Annotated in this window: 15 protein-coding genes and 1 pseudogene; 5 read left to right on the plus strand and 11 right to left on the minus strand. The window is 59.6% G+C overall.

Annotated elements, in window-relative coordinates; translation table 11 throughout:
* Window positions 1-111 precede the first annotated feature (111 nt).
* The 7 genes from J4E53_RS03370 to J4E53_RS03400 all read right to left on the minus strand — a co-directional run bounded on the left by J4E53_RS03370 (window position 112) and on the right by J4E53_RS03400 (window position 6,080).
* Entirely contained in the window at window positions 112-267 is a 156-nt protein-coding gene (locus J4E53_RS03370) for a hypothetical protein (RefSeq protein ID WP_158249656.1), read from the minus strand.
* Between the two features lie 56 nt (window positions 268-323).
* The gene (locus tag J4E53_RS03375) at window positions 324-1,646 is read right to left on the minus strand and encodes a cytosine permease (protein ID WP_060739238.1); all 1,323 of its coding nucleotides are present in this window, start codon (window positions 1,644-1,646) and stop codon (window positions 324-326) included.
* A 111-nt stretch (window positions 1,647-1,757) separates the two neighbouring features.
* Complete coding sequence (locus J4E53_RS03380; RefSeq protein WP_103308909.1) at window positions 1,758-2,732, minus strand: biotin-dependent carboxyltransferase family protein; 975 nt, start codon at window positions 2,730-2,732, stop codon at window positions 1,758-1,760.
* The gene (locus J4E53_RS03385; protein ID WP_103308908.1) at window positions 2,729-3,601 is read right to left on the minus strand and encodes an allophanate hydrolase subunit 1; all 873 of its coding nucleotides are present in this window, start codon (window positions 3,599-3,601) and stop codon (window positions 2,729-2,731) included. Before J4E53_RS03385 ends, J4E53_RS03380 begins: the two co-directional genes overlap by 4 nt.
* A complete protein-coding gene (locus J4E53_RS03390; protein ID WP_103308907.1) occupies window positions 3,598-4,971 on the minus strand; it encodes an acetyl-CoA carboxylase biotin carboxylase subunit in 1,374 nt (457 codons plus the stop codon). The genes J4E53_RS03385 and J4E53_RS03390 overlap by 4 nt, the downstream gene beginning before the upstream one ends.
* Before the next feature lie 10 nt (window positions 4,972-4,981).
* Entirely contained in the window at window positions 4,982-5,227 is a 246-nt protein-coding gene (locus tag J4E53_RS03395) for an acetyl-CoA carboxylase (protein WP_103308906.1), read from the minus strand.
* A gap of 94 nt (window positions 5,228-5,321) precedes the next feature.
* On the minus strand, window positions 5,322-6,080 hold the full coding sequence (locus tag J4E53_RS03400; protein ID WP_060739243.1) for a 5-oxoprolinase subunit PxpA: 759 nt from the start codon (window positions 6,078-6,080) through the stop codon (window positions 5,322-5,324).
* A 126-nt stretch (window positions 6,081-6,206) separates the two neighbouring features.
* Here J4E53_RS03400 and J4E53_RS03405 point away from each other — a divergent pair, with 126 nt between their 5' ends.
* Complete coding sequence (locus J4E53_RS03405) at window positions 6,207-7,124, plus strand: LysR family transcriptional regulator (protein ID WP_047882404.1); 918 nt, start codon at window positions 6,207-6,209, stop codon at window positions 7,122-7,124.
* Between the two features lie 318 nt (window positions 7,125-7,442).
* Here J4E53_RS03405 and J4E53_RS03410 read toward each other — a convergent pair whose 3' ends face one another.
* Window positions 7,443-8,381, minus strand: coding sequence for an AraC family transcriptional regulator (locus J4E53_RS03410; RefSeq protein WP_060739244.1), 939 nt, complete (start codon window positions 8,379-8,381; stop codon window positions 7,443-7,445).
* Between the two features lie 22 nt (window positions 8,382-8,403).
* Window positions 8,404-9,237: an oxidoreductase gene (locus tag J4E53_RS03415; protein ID WP_103308905.1), complete on the minus strand. Its 834-nt coding sequence runs from the start codon at window positions 9,235-9,237 to the stop codon at window positions 8,404-8,406.
* Between the two features lie 209 nt (window positions 9,238-9,446).
* On the opposite strand from J4E53_RS03415, the gene J4E53_RS03420 reads away from it, so the two are divergent.
* The 3 genes from J4E53_RS03420 (at window position 9,447) to J4E53_RS03430 (ending at window position 13,427) form a co-directional block, all read left to right on the plus strand.
* The gene (locus tag J4E53_RS03420; protein WP_060743083.1) at window positions 9,447-9,962 is read left to right on the plus strand and encodes a sigma-70 family RNA polymerase sigma factor; all 516 of its coding nucleotides are present in this window, start codon (window positions 9,447-9,449) and stop codon (window positions 9,960-9,962) included.
* Window positions 9,949-10,932, plus strand: a complete 984-nt coding sequence (locus tag J4E53_RS03425; RefSeq protein WP_103308904.1) for a DUF4880 domain-containing protein — start codon at window positions 9,949-9,951, stop codon at window positions 10,930-10,932. The genes J4E53_RS03420 and J4E53_RS03425 overlap by 14 nt, the downstream gene beginning before the upstream one ends.
* A 122-nt stretch (window positions 10,933-11,054) precedes the next feature.
* Window positions 11,055-13,427: a TonB-dependent siderophore receptor gene (locus J4E53_RS03430; protein ID WP_103308903.1), complete on the plus strand. Its 2,373-nt coding sequence runs from the start codon at window positions 11,055-11,057 to the stop codon at window positions 13,425-13,427.
* A gap of 121 nt (window positions 13,428-13,548) precedes the next feature.
* On the opposite strand, the gene J4E53_RS03435 is transcribed toward J4E53_RS03430, so the two are convergent.
* A complete protein-coding gene (locus J4E53_RS03435; protein ID WP_103308902.1) occupies window positions 13,549-15,030 on the minus strand; it encodes a hypothetical protein in 1,482 nt (493 codons plus the stop codon).
* 488 nt (window positions 15,031-15,518) lie between these two features.
* Between J4E53_RS03435 and J4E53_RS03440 the strand changes: the two genes are divergently transcribed.
* Window positions 15,519-15,791, plus strand: a complete 273-nt coding sequence (locus J4E53_RS03440; RefSeq protein WP_092146193.1) for a hypothetical protein — start codon at window positions 15,519-15,521, stop codon at window positions 15,789-15,791.
* Between the two features lie 564 nt (window positions 15,792-16,355).
* Here the strand turns inward: J4E53_RS03440 and J4E53_RS03445 are convergent.
* Window positions 16,356-16,541: pseudogene (locus J4E53_RS03445) on the minus strand (immunity protein YezG family protein); the annotation flags it as partial.

Below are 16,541 nucleotides of genomic sequence, written 5' to 3' on the forward strand. Positions count from 1 at the left end.
CACGGATAATCGGACGAACCTCAAGATTCATATCAGCATGCCGAGCTCGCTTTCAACCGGTCAGGTATTCCAAAAGGTATTCCACCTAGCTTTACAACCAATATTTTCTTTTTATATTTCATACATATATCCGATAGCTTCAAATCCCCCCGGCTCCACCACTTCATCATCTAAAGACGTCCACGGACGTCTTTTTTTGTGCCTGAAACCCAGTAAATACGGGGCTTTCAGCGCCATCGAGCTCCATAGCACTTCACGCAGATCCATTTTGAAATGTATTCCAAGACGTACTTCCAGGCGCTGAGATGAGTGACTGCAAAACTCTACTCTGCCAACCGCATCCGCAACCGGCTTCGATGGGATAAGCCTGCTTGCAAGGCAAATGCAACTATCACGGTAGATGGCGCGGAAAAGCTGCTCAGGCCGCCGCCGGAAAACATCAACGCAAGACCCAATGCGGTGGCGCCAAACCAGGCCGTCAAGCCCACCGGGTTAAACGCGGCCACCCGCTCGAGCGCTGCCACGTCACTGCGTCCGTAGACAATCTGCGCCAACGCCACACCCACCCAGGCCACCACGAAAATCCCCTGATAGGCCAATGCCTTGAGGATGTAGGCAAACACGTCCGCGAGCATCAAACCGTAGACGATCACCCCCACCGCGACTGCCCACATCAGGTATGAACCGCGAAGGCCAAATCGACCGAAGAACGCCTGCATGTTCAGGGTCGCCAAGTAATAGTTGGCGGTGTTGATCCGGGTTTGCGTGGCCCAGACAAACAGCAATCCCCACAGGCCCATCAACTGCAAAATCGCCATCACCACCGAGACTTCGTTCAGCGCGCCTTCGTGGGGGATGCTGCTGACCAGGTAAATGCCCGCCGCGCCGTTGAGCAGAAACGTCACCGCGTAGAACGGCATGCCGAAGTTCCAGCGACCGTGGTACTCGGCGTCTTCAGGTTTGCCGAAGCGCGCATAGTCGAAGGTGAACAGCATCAACACCCAGACGCCCATGTAGGCGACAAAACAATCCCACCAGCCGAATGCACTAGGCGTTGCCGGGCCGAACTCCAGCCATTGCGGCTGGTAGCCATAACGGCTGATCGATAGGCCCACCGCCACCAGCAAACCACCGAGGTACACCGGCAGCAATACGCCGTTGAGCTTGTCCAGCCAGTGCTGCACGCTGCCCAGGATCATTGGCACGCTGTAGAGCACCACCGCCAACGCCGCCAGCGGATAGACCAGTTCCGGGTACAGGTGATTGAGCGCGACGGCAATCACCGAACCTTCGAACACCGCGTAATAGATCGCGGTCGAGAAGAAAATCAACGTCGCCAGGCTCGCTCCGGTGCTGCCGAACAACAGCCGTGAAAACAACGCCACCGACAAACCGCTGCGAACCGCAAAGCGGCTTAGCACGCTGTTGACCAGTCCATAACTGATCACCGACAGGACCATGCCGATCAGCGCATTGCGCGCACCGAACGACAACGCCAATGAAGCACCCACCACGATGTAAAACATTGCACTGCATACCGCCCACCAGGCCATGGTCAGGGACAGTCGACCCATGCGCGCTTCGGTGGGAACAGGATGATGCGCCGGGTCTTGCCCGGTTTGACTCGATTGCGATAAAGCAGCCATATGCGTGAACTCCAAAACCAATCAAAGGTTGAAGCGCGGGCAGCCGTCCCCGCACCGAAGTGCGGCGTTGGCGTACCGTTTGGCATGGCCCGCGCTAGACGGCGGGCAGAATCAGGAAGGGAACAGCTTGCTCAGGCAGCTGAGCTTTTTCTTATAGGAACGTCGCGCTTGCAGCGCCTCTTCGAGGGTTACCGCGACAAAGCGGGCCTTCTGGTTGGGTTGCATCTGGCCGATCAAATCGAGGTCGGCGCTGATCACCGTGCCAATCATCGCGTAGCCGCCACCGGACACTGCATCACGGTGCAGCACGATGGGTTCGAGCCCGGCGGGCACCTGGATCGAGCCAATCGGGTAGCAACTGTCGACGATGTTCGACGGATCGGAACCGGCGCCAAACGGCTGCTCCCGGGGCTGAAAGCTCAGCGCGCTGCCGCCCTTGAAGCGATAGCCGATGCGGTCGGCCTCCGAGCCGACCGTCCACGGCTCGGCGAAAAAGCTCTTCGCCGCCGCTTCGGTCAAGCGGTGGTAGTACAAACCGGGCACCACCCGCAGGGTGATTTCGCCACCCAATGATTGCCGTAACGCCATGGGCAAACTGGCCCCGGCGCGGCTCTTGCCACTGGTGATGCCTATCGGCAATTCGTCGCCTGCAATCAGGCGTCGCCCCTGAAAGCCACCGAGCGCGCCGAGCGCATAGGTGGAGCGACTGCCGAGCACCACCGGCACATCAATGCCGCCGGCTACCGCCACATAAGCGCGGGCACCCGCCTTGGGAAAGTCAAAGCGCAGCACTTGCCCGGCCTTCACGGTGAACGCGGTGTCGTGGTGCATTTCCACGCCATCGACCCGTGGCGTCATGTGCGCGCCGCTGACCGCCACCAATGCATCCTCCTGAAACTCCAACTCAGGCCCGAGCAGCGTGCATTCCAGCGCCGCCAGACCTGCCGGGTTGCCGACCAATTGATTGGCCGCGCTCAAGGCGTATTGATCAAGCGCGCCGGAGGGCGGAATGCCCAAGTGGTAATACCCTTCGCGGCCCAGGTCTTGTACCGAAGTGGCGAGGCCGGGTTTGAGGACCTTGATCATGCCAACACCTCCTGCAACGACTTGGGATAGCCAACGGGATCGGCGAGGAACGCGTCCAGCGAAAACTCCACCGGCCGAATCCGCAGATCAAAGCAACCGGCTTCCACGTCAGCCACCGCGTGGTCGTAGGCTTCACGGTCCATAGGTTTGAACTGCACGATGTCGCCTGGACGGAAAAACACCATGTGTTCTTTCAGGTACGCGAGGTTCTGTTGCGGGTCGTAGATCGGCGCGGGGGTGACGCCAAACATCTGATAACCGCCGGCGCCACGCACCGAGTAAATGCAACCAAAGCAACCGCCGTGACCAAGGGTCAATTTCGGTGTGTCGGTACGCGGGCGCAGGTACTTGGGCACCTGCAACTGGCGCTCGTGCTCGACCATCTGGAACATGAACGGCAGCCCGGCAACGAAGCCAACCATCGAGACAAACCACGGCGCGCCACTGTGGGCCGCGATGAATGCATCGACGTCGGCCAGACCGTTGATTCGTGCGGCGTATTCCAGGTCCGTGGCGCTCGGGTCTTGATGGCGGTCGCGAAAACGCATCAGGGTTTCGTGGGTCCATGGATCGTTGTAGAGCACCGGAATCTCGATAATCCGCGTCTGCAACGTGCGCTCGGCAACGGCCCCGGCCTCGGCGTTTTTTACCGCTTCGAGCAAGGTGTGAGGGGCGATGCGATCCGGATCGAAACGAATCTGGAATGACGCGTTGGCCAGGCAGATATCGAGCACGCCATCCAGCGCCAGCTGTTCCACGGCGCGGGTAACGGCCAAGCCTTTGAAGAACGCGTCCAGGGACATGCTGTCGCTGACTTCGGCAAACAAATGCTCATCGGCGCCAAAGCTGTAGCGGATGGGAGTACTCATGCTTCACCTCCGCTGCGGCGCTCGGCCAGCCAGGTTTCCAGAGTGCCGGTGTGAAAGTCGGCGCTGTGCAGCCACGGTTGCTCCAGCAATTCACCGTGCAGCGCCAAGGTGTTGGCCATGCCGGTGAGCGTGGTGTGCGCCACCGCCATTCGCGCTCGGGCCAGGGCTTCGGTGCGATCCGCACCGTGAATGATCAGTTTGGCCAGCAGCGAGTCATAGTACGGCGGCACACGGTAGCCTTGATACAGATGCGTATCGACGCGAATGCCCGCGCCGTTCGGCCAGATCAGTTCCTCGACCAGGCCTGGACTCGGGAAGAAATCTCGCGCCGGGTCTTCCGCGTTCAGGCGCATTTGCAGGGCGGCGCCGTTGAGTCGGATGTCACTTTGCTTGAAGCCCAGCGGCTCGCCGCCAGCGATGCGCAACATGGCCTGGACCAGGTCGATGCCGGTGATCAGTTCGCTGACCGGGTGCTCCACCTGAATCCGCGTGTTCATCTCGATAAAGAAGAACTCGCCAGTGGTGTCGTCGTACAGGTATTCCAGGGTGCTGGCGCCCTTGTAGCCCAACGATTCGGTCAGGCGCACGGCGCTTTCGCAGAGGTTTTCCCGTTGCTGTTGGCTGAGGACTGGCGACGGCGCTTCTTCGAAGATTTTCTGCCGGCGCCGTTGCAGCGAACACTCGCGCTCAAACAAATGCACCGCGTGCTGACCGTCGCCCAACACCTGCACTTCAATATGCCGAGCCCGGCTGATAAATCGCTCCAGGTACACAGCGCCATTGCCAAACGCCGCTTGGGCTTCGCGCTGGGAGCGGGGAAATTCTTCGCTCAGTTGCTCGGCGTTTTCCGCCAGCCGAATACCGCGCCCGCCGCCACCGGCCGAAGCTTTGATCAACAACGGGAAGCCAACGGATTGAGCAGCCTGCAGCGCCGACTCGACGTCGAACAGTTCACCCGGCGAACCCGGCACCACCGGCACGCCAGCGGCTTGTGCGGTACGCCGTGCCTCGGCTTTATCACCCATGCGCCGGATCGTCTCCGCGCTCGGGCCGACGAATATGGCGCCGGCAGCCACCACCGCTTCGGCGAAATCGGCGTTCTCCGACAGAAAGCCGTAACCGGGATGCACCGCGTTGGCGCCCGTGGCTTTCAAGGCGCCGAGCAAGGCCTCGACGTTCAGGTAACTTTTGTCGGCACGGGCCGGGCCAAGAATGTGCACCTCATCGGCCATGCGCGCGGCCTGGGAATCGACGTCCGCCTCGCTGCACGCAGCAACGGTGGGAATGCCCAGTTCTTTGGCGGCGCGGATAATCCGCACGGCGATCTCGCCACGGTTGGCGACCAGCAGTTTATGAATGGCTTGGGTCATGATCGCCCCCTCACTCGTCGCCGAGTGTTGCGACGACTTGACCCGGCTCCACCGGATCACCGTCTTCCACCAAGAAGGCACTGAGGCGACCAGCCGTCCCGGCGGTCAGTTCGGAGAACTGCTTCATGACCTCGATCAGGCCAATGACCGTGTCGGCGCTGACCTGCGCGCCGACCTCGACGAAGTTCGCCGATTCCGGAGAGGCTTTACGGTAGAAGGTCCCCGGCAATGGGGTGATTACAGTGTGTTCAGCCATGTCTGTTCCTCTTGGAATAGTTATAGAAAGGCAGGCAAAAAGTGAATCGGTGGGCAAACCCTGGCGTCTGTGGGCCAGGTGTTTTCGTTCGGTCTCAGCGCGGTGCTCGGACCTCTATGCCCGCGCCACCCAGCGCATGACGGGTGGCTTCGACCAACGCCAGGGCGCCCGGCGTGTCGCTGTGCAAACAGATGGAATCGAATTCGATCGCCAGGTCTTCGCCCTCGACGGTGCGCACCACGCCTTGTTGGCAAGCACGCAGTACTCGCTCGGCGACGTGGGCCGGGTCGTAAGCCCGCACGTTACGGGTGAAGACGATGGAGCCGCTGAGGTCGTATTCGCGATCGGCGTAGAACTCGCGGATTACCGGTTGGCCGAGTTCCGTGGCAACCCGCCAGATCACCGATTCGGGCATGCAATACAACAGCAACTCCGGCTCCAGGCGCTGGAGGTTTTCCACCAGTAAACGGGCGGCCTCTTCGTCTCGGGCCAGGTGCATGTAGAGCGCGCCGTGGGGTTTGATATGTTGCAGGGCCACGCCTTGAACCCGGGCGAGTTCACGCAGGGCGCCCAACTGATAGAGCATGTCGTCGACCAGTTCCTGGGCCGGCGCATTGATGTGCCGACGGCCAAAACCAACCAGGTCGCGAAACCCCGGATGCGCGCCGATAGCCACGCCCAGGCGCTTGGCCTGCTCGACGGTGCGGCGCATGGTGCCAGGGTCGCCGGCATGAAAACCGGTGGCGATGTTGGCCGAACTGATAAAGCCCATCAGCTCATTGTCGACGCCATCGCCGATGGTCCAGGGACCAAAGCCTTCGCCCATGTCCGAGTTGAAGTCTACTGCCTGCATGACGCTTGCTCCCGACGCTTGTGACTTCGTGAAGGCCAAGTTAGATTCCTCCCTACCCCCTTGGGAAGATCTATTATCAGATAGGCCATCTTCTGAAAAACAGATACAGCGTCGCCCGGAGTGCTCATGTCCTTGACCCTGCGCCAAGTCCGCTATTTCGTCGCCACCGCCGAGATCGGGCAAATCTCTCAAGCCGCGATTCATCTGAATATTTCCCAGTCGGCGGTGACCACGGCGATCAAGGAACTGGAAGGCATCCTTGGCACGCTGTTGTTCCAGCGCTCGGCCCAGGGCATGAGCCTGACTGACGCCGGGCGGCACTTTTTGAATCGGGCCTACGTGATTTTGCGCAGCGTCGATGACGCGTTGAACAGCCCGTTGCCGGACATCCGCGCCAGCGGCGTGTTGCGCCTGGCGGCGAGCTACACAGTGATCGGTTATTTCCTCCCGCACCATTTGCAGCGCCTGGAACACTGGCATCCGGACGTGGCGATTGAAGTTCATGAACAGGAACGGCAAGCCATTGAACAAGGCTTGTTGGAAGGTCGTTTCGATATGGCCGTGGTGCTCACCGCCAACCTCACGCACCCGGACATCGTTTCAGAGATTCTCTTCAACTCCGAACGGCGGTTATGGCTGCCCAGCCACCATCCGTTGTGCGAACGCTCGGCGGTCAGCCTCGCCGACGTCGCGAAAGAACCCTACATCCTGCTGACCGTCGACGAAGCCGAACAAAGCGCCATGCGCTACTGGGAACATGCGCATCAACAGCCAAACGTGCGGGTGCGTACCAGTTCAGTCGAAGCGGTGCGCAGCATGGTCGCCAATGGCAGCGGCGTGGCAATCCTCTCGGACTTGGTGCACCGTCCCTGGTCATTGGAAGGAAAACGCATCGAAACCCTGACAGTCACCGATAAGGTGACGCCGATGAGTGTCGGACTGGCGTGGCATCGCGAGCGCGAATTCAGCCCGGCGATGCAGGCGTTTCGTAACTATTTCCACGATGCATTTTTGGCGCCGCAACAGCTGTCTGCGCGACGCTGAAAACAGCGAAAACCATGCCTTTTTTTATGGGGTTATGATGGGCGTTCTGGGCCATTTCCGGCCCGTTGTGACGGGAAGTTTTTGGTCGTTTTCTGCCCGTCACGAATGATCGGTGTGGGGGCATCAAAGCTTTTTACTTTGAAGCCAGTGATCAATGGCAACAACGAGTTCTGACTTGCACTCCACTGGCAGCCAATGCGCGCCCGCCGACACGCATGATTGTTCACGATAGGTAAAGACGACCTGTTGAAAGGCACCGATCATCCGTGCTTTTTTATAGCTGGACAGTATCAACGCTGGCGCGCCCCACCACCGCTCCTAATGCGACGAAACATAAATGGACGGCCCGGCAGGCGCAGGCAACGCATAAGTCGCCTTCATCCATTCAATCTCCGCCTGAGGCGTTCGCCCAAACAGGCGCTTGAACTCGCGGCTGAATTGCGAGGCGCTTTCGTAGCCGACGTTGAACGCCGCCGTCGAGGCGCTCATGGTATTGCGCAGCATCAGTAGTCGCGCCTGGTGCAGGCGCGTCGATTTCAAGTACTGCATGGGCGTGGAGTCCGTCACGCTGCGAAAGTGCAGGTGAAAGTTGGGGATGCTCATGTTGGCTTCGTGGGCGAGTGTTTCGACGTCCAGATGCTCGTGGTAGCAGCTGTGGATCTTGCGTATCGCTCGGGTGATCTTGCCAAAGTGCCCCTGGCGACTGAGCGCGGCGCGCATCGAGCCGCCCTGCTCGCCGGTCAGGATCCGGTAGTAGATTTCCCGTATCAGCGAAGGTCCCAGGATCTGCCCTTCGCCCGGGCGACTCATGGCCTCCAGAAAACGCAGCGTCGAGGTGCGCAGCAAGTCGTCCATGGGCGAGGCGTACATGCCTTTGGGTTGTGCATCGCTGGGACCCAGGGTTTCGTCCACTTGCAACATCAACTCGCTGGCCAGTTGCAGGTCCAGGCGCATGTAGACCGCCAGCATGGGCTCCGCGGCGCTGGCGTCGGTCTCCATGGTGAAGGGAACCGGGACAGACACCACCAGATAATGCTGGGCGTCATAGACATAGACGTCGTCGCCCAGATAGCCGCGCTTGCGCCCCTGGCACAGGATCACGATGCCGGGCTCATACAACACCGGCGTGCGCGTCAGCGGTCGGTTCGAACGCAGAAAACGGATGTCTTCCAGCGCGCTGAGGTTGTAGCCCTCTACCGGTGCGAGCTTTTCCATCAACCGCACCATGCGCGCGGTGCAGGCATCAACCTGGGTCATTGACGAGCCTCTTGCTTGCCATTCAATCGTCCGTCGAACGGCTCAGCGCTTCCCATTGATCGATCTCCCTGGCCGCACGGCTCAGCTTGTCGCGCACCAGGCTGAGGGCATCACTGCCCAGCAGCAAGTGGGCCGGCGGTGTCGGGCTGTCGATCAGTTGCAACATCGCTTGGGCCGCCTTCTGTGGGTTACCCGGCTGCTTGCCGCTTTTTTCTTCCCGCGCCTTGCGTATCGGGTCGAAACTGGCGTCGTAGTCGGCAATGCTTCGCGGGGTGCGTTGCATCGAACGTCCCGCCCAGTCGGTGCGAAACGAGCCCGGTGCCACGGCGGTCACGAAGATGTTGAACGGCAGCAATTCCTTGCTCAGCGTATCGGAGATACCTTCCAGCGCAAACTTGCTCGCGCAGTAGAAGGAAATGCCCGGCATGGTGATGGTGCCGCCCATGGAGGTGATGTTGAGGATATGCCCGGCGCGGCGCTCGCGGAAATAGGGCACGAAGGCCTTGGTCACCGCCACCGCGCCGAACACGTTGACGTCGAACTGGCGACGCATCTCTTGCAACGGTGACTCTTCGAAGATGCCCTCATGGCCATAGCCGGCATTGTTGACCAGTACGTCGACCGGGCCGTGGCTGGCTTGTGTGGCGGCGACCACGCTGTCGATCCGCTCGAAGTCAGTGACATCCAGGAGCACGCCATGAGCCTGATCCGGGGACAGTGCCTCGAAGGCCTGCAACGCCGCGTCACTGCGCACGGTGCCGATCACCCGATGGCCCACCGCAAGCGCTTCCAGCGCCAGGGCATTGCCCAGGCCGCTGCTGACGCCGGTGATGAATAGGGTTTTTCTGCTGCTCATGGCGAGCCTCCAATAAGGTGGGAACGAGGCCATGCTATCGACGCAGAACCTCGGCACCTATGCCGGTTTGCCTTGCAGCATTGCCTATTCCTATCAGGACTCGTATACCAGGGCCCGTCTCGCGCATCGGCTCCCACACATTTGCACTGACGTCAGCCGCCTGAATATAATGCGATTCATTATCAATTATGTATGTTTCCGGGATGCTGATGCGCAGCAACGACACACTGGGCAATGCCGACCTCACCCTGCTCTATCGCAGCCACCATTCCTGGTTGCACAGCTGGCTGAGCCGGCGCATCGGCTGTCACGAAAGCGCGGCGGACCTGGCGCAGGACACGTTTGTCCGTCTGCTCAAATCGCGTCAATTGAGCCCCTTGCGCGAACCCCGGGCTTATCTGAGTAGCATCGCCCGTGGGCTGATGATCGATCGGTATCGCCGTCGCGAGCTCGAACGCGCCTACTTCGAGAGCCTCGCGCTGCTCCCTCCACAAGCGGCCCCCTCTGAAGAAGAACGCTTGCTGATTCTTGATAGCCTCGAGCGCATAGACCGCCTGCTCGACCTGCTCAAACCGAGGGTTCGCGAGGCTTTTCTACTCGCCCAGCTCGACGGCCTGACCTGCCTGCAAATAGCCGAAAAATTGTGCGTTTCCCGCTCTACGGTTGAACGCGACCTGGCCAAGGCCCTGCAACACTGCTATCGCTTGCGTTATGCCGAACAGTGAAGCGCAAGCGCTGGATCCGGCGGTGGTCGACCAGGCGATCCACTGGCTGGTGCGTCTGCGCTTCAATCCTGCCGATGAGCAAACCCAGCGCAGTTTCGAGCACTGGCTGCAGCAGCGTGCGGAGCATCGGTTAGCGTGGCAGCGCGTGGAAGCGCTTGGCGATGACTTCGCGGGCGTTCCACCGGATTTGGCCCGGCACACCCTCAAGGGCGCCCGCTCAGGCATCCATCGGCGCCAAAGCCTCAAGCTACTGGGTGCATTGGCCACCTTGGGTGGCGCGGCCTGGCTGGGCCGCGACTACACACCGCTGCCAGCCATGCTTGCCCAACAGCACAGCAAAACCGGCGAGCGCAAGCGCTTCCAACTCGATGATGGCAGCCTTGTCCAGCTCAACAGCGACAGTGCGGTCGACAGCTATTTCAATGCACAGCGGCGCCTGATCGTTCTGCGGCGCGGCGAAATCATCGTCAATACCGGCCCGGACGCAGGCTCGGCTCAACCGCGCCCGTTCTGGGTACAAACCCGCGACGGCCTCATACGCACCCTGAATGCCCGGTTCCTGGCGCACGAGCGGGACGACGGGACGCTCATCGCAGTGCAGGGCGGCGCCGTCACGGTGTTTCCTGGGTCCAGTCAAACCCTTGCGGTCAACGACACCGTCCAGGCCGGCAACCAGCGGCTGTTCACCTCAGATGGCATTCGTGAGTTCAAGGATAACGGCCTGGATGTCTGGAGCTGGAGTGACGGGGTGATCAGCGCACGCAATATGCGCCTCGGTGATTTCATCGGGGCCTTGTCGCGCTATCGCCCGGGCCTGTTGCGCTGCGCCGAAGAGGTCTCGGGCCTGCGGGTTTCCGGCACCTTTCAGCTCGCCGACACCGATCAGGTGCTGGCATTGGTTGCGCAGTCACTGCACCTGCGGATCGATTATCGAACCCAATACTGGGTGACGTTGAACGCCGCCAGCTAACAGTTTTCCTCGCCATACATCAACCTCAAATAAAAATGAGGTGATTTCTCATTCTCGTTCGGCATGTAAGAAAAGGCCGACCTACAGGCCGATCTGCCGATCCCCTTTTACGGAGCGAGTTAATGAGTGCGTCCCCGTTTCCCCAGCGTCATCTACTGAGTCGTGCCATACACGGTGCGGTCTTCGGCGTCATCGTCAGCAGCTACGCGCTACCCACCCTGGCGCAGCCCTCGACTGTTGAGCAGACCCACCCGGTGCACCAGTGGAACATTCCCGCCGGGCCCCTGGCACCGGCGCTTGACCGCTTTGCCCGCGAAGCGGGTATCAGTCTTTCCTTCGACGCTTCAAGCGTAGCGAACCGCAATACCCGGGGCGTGAGCGGCACACTCGATACGTCCGAAGCGCTGTCGTCGCTGTTGCAGGGGAGCGACATCGCCATACAGCAGCAAGGCCCGAACGCTTACTTGCTGACGCCGCAACCCAAGGCGGATGCCGACCTCGAGGAGTATCGCCTTGCGCCTATTCTCGTCAACGCCAAGGCCAGGATCGACGGCACCGAGGACAGCAACTCGGTGGTGGCCCAGGAACTCTGGGTCGGCGGTAAGGTGGCCACCAGCATCCTCAATACGCCCGCCTCGGTTTCCGTGGTGACCGACAAGGAAATGAAGCAACGCAGCGTGAGCACGACCGAAGAACTGCTGCAATACACGCCGGGGGTCATTACCGACTATTACGGCACTGACGACCGCAACGATTACTTCCAGATCCGCGGCTTCCAGGCCACGACCTATCGGGACGGCCTGACCCTGGGCTCGATGCGCGGCGTGCGCGAAGAACCTTTCGCCTATGAGCGCGTTGAGGTGATCCGCGGGGCCAACTCCACATTGTTCGGCCCGGCCGACCCGGGCGGCTCGGTGAACTTTGTCAGCAAAAAGCCACGCTTCGACAAGTTCGGCCAGGGCTACGTCACCTACGGTTCTTTCGACCATGTCGAAACCGGCATCGATGTCGGGGACTCGCTGAACGAAGAAAAAACCGTAGCCGGTCGCTTCACGGCAAAGATGCAAGACAGCGATCGCGAGTACGACCACTCACGGGACGACAACAAGTTCTTGATGGGCGGCCTGACCTGGTCACCCACGGACTTCACCTCGGCCTCGGTGATCGTGGACTATCTGAAAACCCAAAGTTCGCCCAACAGCGGCGGTTACCCGCTGGACAAGGAATACGACCGTGACAAGTTCTACGGCGAGCCCAGCTACAATTTCCACGATGTCGAACGCACCAACATCAGCGGCACCTTCAGCCATGATTTCGACAATGGCTTCGTATTGCGCAGCAACCTGCGCTACAGCGAACTGACCGATGATTTCGGCTATGTGTTCCTCAGCGACTCCCCTGCCCGCACTGGCACCACGGTCCCGCGTTACATCTTTGGCACTGACAGCGACGCCGAGCAACTGAACGGCAACTTGATGCTGCAATACGATGCCCGCTTCGAAAACATCGACAGCAGTACGTTGGTAGGCGTGGAGTACGGCGACTCTTCAACCGAGGAACGCTCCGTATATGCCACGACAGGCTCCATCGACCTGGCCAACCCCGTGTTCACGGGTGTACCCAGCGGCGTAGCGCCCTATAGCAACGACAAGCTCGACACGAAAACCAAGGCCGTGTTCCTGCAGCAGAACCTGTCCTTCTATGAGCGCTTTATCGTCACCGCCGGTGTGCGCAACGACTCGCTGGATCTGTCCAGTACCGACATCAACAACGTAAAAGCGTCGGATAACTTCTCCGAAACGTCCTATCGCGGCGCACTGACCTATATCGTCAACGACGAAGTCTCCACCTACGTCAGCATGGTCGAGTCGGTCTCGCCACCAACGGTAGGTGTAATTCCGAAGACGGGCACGCAATACGAAGTGGGGGTGAAATATGCGCCCATCGGTATGGACGCGCTGTTCTCGGCGGCCGTCTACGACCTGACCCAGGAAAATGTCAGCATCGCCGTCGTACTGCCCAGCGGTGTCATCGAGCAACAAACCGTTGGCGAATCACGGGTACGCGGCCTGGACCTGGAAGCCAAGGCTGAGCTGACCCCCAACCTGAGCCTGGTGGGTGGCTACTCCTACATGGAGTCCGAAGTGTTGCGCGGTACTTTGTACGACGGCAGCTCACTCAAAGGTAATGAGTTCGCCACGGCCCCCAAACACTCCGCGTCGCTGTGGAGCTATTACAACATCCCCGACACCGATGTCAGCGTTGGCCTGGGTGCACGTTATGTGGGCTCCTATTACTTCGACGCGGCCAACACCGGCACCAGCGATGGCACGACGCTCTTCGATGCGGCCTTCAACTACAAACTCTTCAAAGGCACTGACCTGGCGGTTAACGTCAGTAACCTGCTGGATGAGCAGCACGTGGTGGGCTCGGGGACCGCGAACTACTACAACCCGGGCCGCGAAGTGACCGCGAAGTTAAGTTACAACTGGTGAAGAGCTAGTCGCTCACGATGGGGCTCGGCTTGATGCGAGTCAGTCATCGAACGGCGTAAACCCGTGGGAGCACAACTTGCTCCCACGGGTTTGAATCTACAGAGCAAGACTGCGGCGAGCATCAAATACCCGGGCCGCTGACGCGAGCCGGCAACCTGGCCAGCCGATCCCAACCCTCGGCACTGATCCCGGAACAGTTCAGCAATGCCAATGTGTGCAGTGGCAATTGCTCCAACACCGGCACTGCGGCTGAGGTAATCCGCGATTCACCTGGATCTGCCGAGATCGTCAGATCACTCAACGGCAGCCGAACAAGGTGGGCCACTCCGGCGTCGGTGAGCCAAGGGCTGTCATACAAACCCAGGCGCCGCAGCGACAGATCGCGCAGGCAGGCCAGGTCGGCATCGCGCAGATCCAGGCCGCTTATTTCAAGTTGCTCCAACGGCAAGCCCAACTCGACGAGCTTGCGCAGAACCTTGCCATCCACGCCGCAACAGAAGCTGAGACTCAGCCGCTTCAGTGGCAGGCCAGCGAGTTGCTTCAACGCCTTCCAAGTGATGTCGTTCAATGACAGGTCCAGAGACTCCAACTCCAAACCGCGCAGATCACTCAACGTATCTGCATTGATGCCTTGCACATCGGAGAGCCCCAGGCGCTTGAGTGGAAACCCGTGCAGCACATCGAGCCGCTCAATTGTTTGACGTGAAGATTTGAGATTCAGGTCGGCGAGTGGCATGCCTTCCAATATCTCAAGGTCGTCCTCGCAAACATACGAAGAGGGAAGCGAAAGCCGTTCGATGGGCAGACCCGCAAGGGCGTGCAGCGTGGCGTCTGTTGCGTAACATTGATCCAGGCTCAGGGAGCGCAACGCGCTCAGGTGTGAGAGCCATGCAGGGTCCTTCAGGATTGCGCTGCTCCAACCGAGGGACAATTGCTCAAGGGGGTGACTGCCTAAGTGCGCCATCCCACGGGACGTCAGCTCGCCGACGCGTTCCAGCGTGAGTGACCGCAACTTGAGGTTTGACAGCCCGAGAAGGCCATCATCGGTGACGTCATCGCAACGGTTCAACGACAACTCCTGCAGCGGACTATTGCCGAGGTGTTGAAGGATTTTGTCGTCGAAGTCTTCACCGTAGGTGCTTAACTTCAGCCGGCGCAGCCGTTCGAGGGAAGGCAGGCTGGTGGCGTTATCGTCTCGGGAGAATCCGCTGATTTCCAGGTTCTCGAGAGCGAGGTCTGGGAAACGTTTCCATACACTTTGATCGCAGCTGAAACGTGGGCTGTTGAGCACCAGCGTGCGTAAAGGCAGCCCCGCCAGAGCGTCGCACCACGCCGGCTCGGCGTTATCCAACTCCAGATGATCGACCGGCAGGTTGCGAAGCTGCGCCAGCAATGGTCCGGGGCGGTTGGCATGTGCCGTGGTGTTCAACTGAGCAATCACGACGTTAGCGGCCGGATCGCACAGGCCTGCGGCGAGGCGTACGCTGTCCAATGAAACCTCGGCGGTGTCGAGCAGATCGCGGTAAAGCGCGGCACGTGTGGTGATGTCATCGGGGTGGGTGGCGAGCTGGGTGGTCAGCGCGTTGCGGGTGGGGTTGTGCACGGTTTGTGAGTCCGAAGTGGGCGAGCGCTGGGCAGGCTGCGAAAGAGAAAAGTGGCCATAAGGGAAGCACAAAAAAGAGCCTTGCTGAAGAGGATGTTGAGACGGAAAACGAGGTACCCCGGCCTTGTTCCGAATTACAGATTTCTAGCAGAAGATCAACGACGGCGCCCCTCAGGACAACTCACCCACCTAAAGGCTGTACAAATCCCCTATGGCGAGGGAGCTTGCTCCCGCTGGGCTGCGCAGCAGCCCCCCTCTATGAACGCTCCGCACCCAAACGGAAGCAAACACCTCGCCGCCGCCGACAGCCCAACCCCACGTAACGAATACCACCACAGACAGGCTAAACGTCCTACATCAAGCTCGGAAAGCGGCGTCTTGTAGCACCCGGACAAGGCGGCCTATATTCCGTCGTCGTCCTAATGGCGACTCGGGTTTGGCGACTCGATTAACGAGGTAGCTCCTTTCAATTGAATGAGGTACTACCGATGAAACGATACATGCCCATCACCGGCATCGATTGCATCCCCGCCACCCTGCTCATCGACACCGAAGCCCCGCTCGACGTCCTCTTCGAAACCGCCGACTACCGCATCCGTACCGTGACTCAACTGCTGGAAAACATCGCATTCCGCTCGGAAATCAGCTCCGACACGCTGGTGCTCTCCGACCTTTGCAAAATGCTGACGATATCGCTGCGTGATGGGTGTGATGTGATGGATGTGATTGGGAGGCGGTTGCGGGCGCAGGCGGCTGAGTAAATGAAAACGGGCGACCTTTGGGGTCGCCCGTTTCACGATCCGTTAGAGACACTGCCACTGCTGTCATCGATGATGTGGTGAAGGATTGGAAGCGCTGGGGAGTCAATCTGCTAGGTTGGTCGGTAACCCAATGCCACCCATTTAAGCGGGGTAGCATTGGTTTTATTTGTGGCCATAACGTAGTCCATCTGCTGCGATGAGCTGTGGCGCAGTTCGTCAAGAACTGCGCCACAATTGCGCCAAAATCTCCTCAAACAGCGCCAACACAACCATGCCTTCGCCACGACCGGAATCGATCACGGTTCCCAAGACCTCGGCACCCCGATCAAAAAAAGGGGACACTCTGCATCTCATAAAATAAATCTGTCCCCTTTTCCTTACTTTTTCCGCCATACGTAGGCCTGCAATATGTACATCTCGCGGCACCTCTACAGCAGTAGAGTTTTGGTAGAGGGGAAAAGGGGGAAAAGGGGGATTTATTTTAGAACACCGAGCAAGCCAATGAATCGACTCTCTTCACCTTATAAAATAAATCCCCTTTTCGCGGCACTGTGCATTTGAACGTCAGTAATTAAACTTCGTTTTCACCTCACCCTCACGTCGATAGGATATTGAAAAAGAAAGCCATTCCTCACCTCGAGCCTTGCCCTCTGCCTTCAATTCCTTTATCAACCTATATAGTTTGGAGCTATTAAAATCAGTATCAGCATCGGTTACTTCAACACCATCCTTCTCAACAGTCAGCACCGA

It is taken from the genome of Pseudomonas sp. FW305-28, from assembly GCF_017351395.1.
Classification (GTDB): domain Bacteria; phylum Pseudomonadota; class Gammaproteobacteria; order Pseudomonadales; family Pseudomonadaceae; genus Aquipseudomonas; species Aquipseudomonas fluorescens_AA.

Bases quoted from the DNA above. Each gene is read 5' to 3' on its own strand.
- J4E53_RS03370 (WP_158249656.1), bottom strand. From the start codon at position 267: ATGGATCTGCGTGAAGTGCTATGGAGCTCGATGGCGCTGAAAGCCCCG.
- J4E53_RS03375 (WP_060739238.1), bottom strand. From the start codon at position 1,646: ATGGCTGCTTTATCGCAATCGAGTCAAACCGGGCAAGACCCGGCGCAT.
- J4E53_RS03380 (WP_103308909.1), bottom strand. From the start codon at position 2,732: ATGATCAAGGTCCTCAAACCCGGCCTCGCCACTTCGGTACAAGACCTG.
- J4E53_RS03385 (WP_103308908.1), bottom strand. From the start codon at position 3,601: ATGAGTACTCCCATCCGCTACAGCTTTGGCGCCGATGAGCATTTGTTT.
- J4E53_RS03390 (WP_103308907.1), bottom strand. From the start codon at position 4,971: ATGACCCAAGCCATTCATAAACTGCTGGTCGCCAACCGTGGCGAGATC.
- J4E53_RS03395 (WP_103308906.1), bottom strand. From the start codon at position 5,227: ATGGCTGAACACACTGTAATCACCCCATTGCCGGGGACCTTCTACCGT.
- J4E53_RS03400 (WP_060739243.1), bottom strand. From the start codon at position 6,080: ATGCAGGCAGTAGACTTCAACTCGGACATGGGCGAAGGCTTTGGTCCC.
- J4E53_RS03405 (WP_047882404.1), top strand. From the start codon at position 6,207: ATGTCCTTGACCCTGCGCCAAGTCCGCTATTTCGTCGCCACCGCCGAG.
- J4E53_RS03410 (WP_060739244.1), bottom strand. From the start codon at position 8,381: ATGACCCAGGTTGATGCCTGCACCGCGCGCATGGTGCGGTTGATGGAA.
- J4E53_RS03415 (WP_103308905.1), bottom strand. From the start codon at position 9,237: ATGAGCAGCAGAAAAACCCTATTCATCACCGGCGTCAGCAGCGGCCTG.
- J4E53_RS03420 (WP_060743083.1), top strand. From the start codon at position 9,447: ATGCGCAGCAACGACACACTGGGCAATGCCGACCTCACCCTGCTCTAT.
- J4E53_RS03425 (WP_103308904.1), top strand. From the start codon at position 9,949: ATGCCGAACAGTGAAGCGCAAGCGCTGGATCCGGCGGTGGTCGACCAG.
- J4E53_RS03430 (WP_103308903.1), top strand. From the start codon at position 11,055: ATGAGTGCGTCCCCGTTTCCCCAGCGTCATCTACTGAGTCGTGCCATA.
- J4E53_RS03440 (WP_092146193.1), top strand. From the start codon at position 15,519: ATGAAACGATACATGCCCATCACCGGCATCGATTGCATCCCCGCCACC.